Genomic DNA, 4,056 nt, shown 5'->3' on the forward strand with positions numbered 1-4,056 from the left:
GATCTGGAGAAGAACCTTGGCAAATGGATTGTCGTTGATTGCCGTCCTAAAGATCTTTACGATGAAGGGCATATTCCCACTGCAATACATCTTGGCGAGACCTGTAATGACTTCTTCAGGGATGACCTGGAGATAAAAGGTATCGGCGTAATAAAAGAACTGAAGCTCGGGCGGGTTGAAGAACTCGAAAAGAAACTCGGCAAGGCCGGCATTAGCATGGACAAAACCATAGTCTTCTATGACCAGAGAGAAGACCCTGAGGAGGTCAGAAGAGACAGGTTTTATGGTATCTTCGCAGGTTATTCCTTTGTCCCATTCTGGTATCTGGAATGGCTGGGGCATAAGGATGTTCGTGTGCTTGATGGAGGGATTGGGGTATGGCTGTCTGAAGGCAAGCCCATTGAGACAAAGCCCAATAAACTTCCACCAACTACATTCAAGGCAAATGTGGTAAAAGCGAAGCTCGCAACCACCGAGGAGGTCTTAAAGATAGCAAAAAAAGAGGAGGATGCCCAGCTTGTTGACAGCAGGATACCTGATGAATTCATAGGTAAAGGCGGATCGCCTCCTGGTCACTTTTTAGGAGATAAGATAAGGCGGGCTGGCCGTATCCCGAATACAATACTTAATGTTCCCCATTTCTACCAGTTCGTTGACCTAGAGACCGCCAAGCTCAGACCTATATTCCAGCTTAAGAGGCTTTATGCAAGCCTCGATAAAGACAAAAGGACAGTCCTTTATTGTTATATAGCAAATCGTATCTCCCTCTCTTATTTCATTCTGAGGTACTTAGGTTTTAAAGACCCTGCCATCTATCATGATAGTTGGATTGTCTGGGGTAATGATGAGACCCTACCTATCGAAGCAGGAAAGAAGGTAAGGGACTAAGGGGGTCAGTATGCAGAAGATATTAATCGCAGTAGATGACACTAAAGGTACAAAGGCAGCAGTCTCCACCTTTGCCCATGTATGTAAATGCATGAATCCTGAATCAATAATTTTGTTGTATGTAGAAAAATTCGAAGGAAGGTCATTTAAAAACACTTATCAAAACAGGCCATCCAGCCGAAGAAATTGTCAAGACTGCAAAAGAAGAAGGGGTTGATATGATAATTGTCGGCTCCAGGGGTAAAAGGGTTTCTCACCTTTTTATGGGAAGCGTCAGTAGAGAAGTGGCTAATAATGCTGAGGTTCCCGTACTTCTCGTCAAATAGACCTTAGGAGTTCCCCTCCCCTGTGGTGGGAGGGGATTGAGGGGAGGGGGATAGAATTAGGGAGAGGACGAAATAGGTTTGAATGACGAAAAGATCATCATATTAGGAGGAGGTCTTGCAGGACTTTCTTCTGGATATGTTTTATCCAGCGCTGGTAAGAGAGTTTTAGTATTTGAAAGCAATTCTACAGTAGGTGGTCTTGCAAAGACGATTGCCAAAGGTGAATTCAGATTTGATCTTGGGGGGCACAGGTTTTTCACAAAAAACGAAAGGATTGAGCGTTTTGTAAAGGAACTGCTGGACGGAGAATTATTGGTAGTTTCTCGGAAAAGCAAAATCTACCTGTGCAACAAATATTTTGACTATCCACTCAAGCCTGCAAACGCCATTTTCAATCTTGGCATACCTACCACTTTAAAGATAATTTCTGACTACAGCATCGAAAGGTTAAAAAACCTTGTAAAACCCGGCGCTAATATCTCTCTCGAAGACTGGGTAGTAGGTAATTTTGGACGCACCATGTTTAACCTCTATTTCAAAGAATACAGTGAAAAGGTATGGGGCACAGAATGCAACAGAATAAGCATGGAGTGGGTAGCACAGCGCATCAAAGGTCTTTCTCTAAGCAAAGCGATCAAAAATGCATTCTTTAGATTCAGCGGAAAAGATATAGCTACCCTTGCCGATAATTTTCTCTATCCTTCTTCAGGAATTGGACGTATTTCAGAAAAACTTAAAGAAGGAATAGATAAAGTCAACACTGTTTTTACTGATACCAACATTATACGGCTGAACCATAATAACTTCAGAATAGAAAGCGTAATTGCCAAGAATCGAAGATCGCGAAGCAATTGTGATAATACGCGCCTTCTCGAAGGCAGTAAATTTATATCCAGTATACCACTGACTACATTAGTCAAGAGGTTACATCCAAGCGCACCAGAGGATGTGCTCACAGCAGTCTCTATGCTCAGATATAGAGACCTTGTGATTGTAGCAATTATGTTGAATCGTGAGAAGGTCACAGATCAGACCTGGATATATATCCCAGAACGAAAAATACCCTTCGGTAGAATTCATGAACCCAAGAACTGGAGTATGAAAATGGCTCCAGCAGACAAGACACTCATTGTAGCAGAGCATTTCTGTTTTGAGGACGACGAAACATGGAGAGCAGACGATAAACAACTAACAGAGAGTACTATCCATCATCTGAAGCACTTGGGATACATTAATAGAAATGAGGTTATAGACAGCATTGTAATAAGATTACCAAAAGCCTATCCCTTACTTGAAGTCGGATATAAAGAATACTACGATAAAGTACTTGATTATCTGAGCAGGTTCAAGAACTTGTATATTACAGGCAGAGGAGGGATGTTCAAGTACTATAATATGGACCATGCGATAGAATCGGGGATAGAAGCAGCGAAGAGGATAATAAAAAATGACAGGTCTGATATATTTTCAGGTGAAGAGACATGAGATGTGCCCTCATTATCCCTTCCTGGGTACCTGAAGATATTTTCTCTTCCAAAACCGCAGGTTCACAGATCAATTACTGGCAGCCATTGGGAACACTCTATGTTGCTTCGAGCCTTTTGAGATCTGGACACGATGTCAGGTTTTTCAATGGTGCCTTTATGACACATGAAGAGATACTAAGAGAAGTAGAGGTATATAAGCCTGAGTTCGCAGGGATATATTCGACCACCTTTGGATGGAAAAATGCGAGGAAGACCGCAAGTAACATAAAGAGGCTTAATAGTCAAACATTTATCTGTGCTGGAGGTCCATATCCAATAGCGGCTCAGGAGCGTTGTCTGAATGAAGGCGCTGAATGGTTTGATGCTGTGGTTACCGGAGAAGGTGAACTAACAGTCTCTGAAATGATAGATAATATTCAGAGAGGAAAGAGCCTTGAGGGAGTAAAGGGTGTAATTTACAGAGATGGTGACAGGGTAATAAAGAATCCACCAAGACACTTAATAAGCAATCTTGACTCCATCCCCTCCCCTGCCAGAGAACTTTTAGGCGATACGAATCTGTATATTCCTCCACCAGCAACATACAGAAAAAAGCCTGTCGCTGTCATGCTGACATCAAGAGGGTGTAACAGGAGATGTATTTTCTGTTTTCAGATAGACAAAGAGAGGAAGAGTGGAATTCGCTATCGCAGTGTGGAGAATGTAATGTCAGAAATAGAGCTCTGTTTGAGACAGGGGTTCAGAGAGATAAAATTCATAGACGACACCTTTGCCGCAGATTACGACAGGGCAATGCAGTTGGCACAGGAGATAAAGACAAGGAATCTTGATTTCACATGGTTTGCCTCTGCCTGTGTAAATCAGGTAGATAAACCACTGCTCAGGGCATTTAAGGATGGGGGCTGCTGGGCGATACTCTTTGGGGCAGAAAGCGGTGTTCAGAAAAACCTCAATACAATCAGAAAAGGAATAACGCTGGAGCAGACACGAAATGCCGTAAAATGGGCAAGGGATGTTGGGCTTAAAGTCTTTACCCCCTTTATTTTTGGTATACCTGGAGAGACCTTCGAAGAGGGGCTTAAAACCATTGTTTTTGCATGCGAGTTAAATCCTGATATCGCAAACTTCCACGCTATCACCCCTTTCCCAGGCACAGAACTCTACGATAATGCCGAAAAGTATGGAACAGTTTCAGAAGAACTCACGGACTTTACATATCAGGGGGCGGCTTTTGTTCCATTTACAATGACGAGAGAAGAAATTATGAGACTACGGTCTATTGCTTTCAGGAGATTTTATTCCAGACCAGGATTTTTACTGAGAAGGGCTCTCGGTATTAGAAATCTAAACGATTT

Annotated in this window: 5 protein-coding genes; all 5 read left to right on the forward strand. The window is 42.5% G+C overall.

Translation table 11 applies throughout. From position 1 onward, the window contains the following. A partial coding sequence (locus AB1488_05250; protein MEW6409502.1) for a rhodanese-like domain-containing protein occupies window positions 1-888 on the forward strand: 888 nt, incomplete at its 5' end. A gap of 10 nt (window positions 889-898) precedes the next feature. After that, window positions 899-1,105: a hypothetical protein gene (locus AB1488_05255; GenBank protein MEW6409503.1), complete on the forward strand. Its 207-nt coding sequence runs from the start codon at window positions 899-901 to the stop codon at window positions 1,103-1,105. Beyond that, window positions 1,074-1,214, forward strand: a complete 141-nt coding sequence (locus tag AB1488_05260) for a universal stress protein (GenBank protein ID MEW6409504.1) — start codon at window positions 1,074-1,076, stop codon at window positions 1,212-1,214. Before AB1488_05255 ends, AB1488_05260 begins: the two co-directional genes overlap by 32 nt. Before the next feature lie 78 nt (window positions 1,215-1,292). Continuing rightward, window positions 1,293-2,699, forward strand: a complete 1,407-nt coding sequence (locus tag AB1488_05265) for an FAD-dependent oxidoreductase (protein ID MEW6409505.1) — start codon at window positions 1,293-1,295, stop codon at window positions 2,697-2,699. Beyond that, a partial coding sequence (locus AB1488_05270; protein ID MEW6409506.1) for a radical SAM protein occupies window positions 2,696-4,056 on the forward strand: 1,361 nt, incomplete at its 3' end. The genes AB1488_05265 and AB1488_05270, both read left to right, overlap by 4 nt.

The sequence above is a fragment of the Nitrospirota bacterium genome (assembly GCA_040756155.1).
Taxonomy (GTDB): domain Bacteria; phylum Nitrospirota; class Thermodesulfovibrionia; order JACRGW01; family JBFLZU01; genus JBFLZU01.

Bases quoted from the DNA above. Each gene is read 5' to 3' on its own strand.
- AB1488_05255 (MEW6409503.1), top strand. From the start codon at position 899: ATGCAGAAGATATTAATCGCAGTAGATGACACTAAAGGTACAAAGGCA.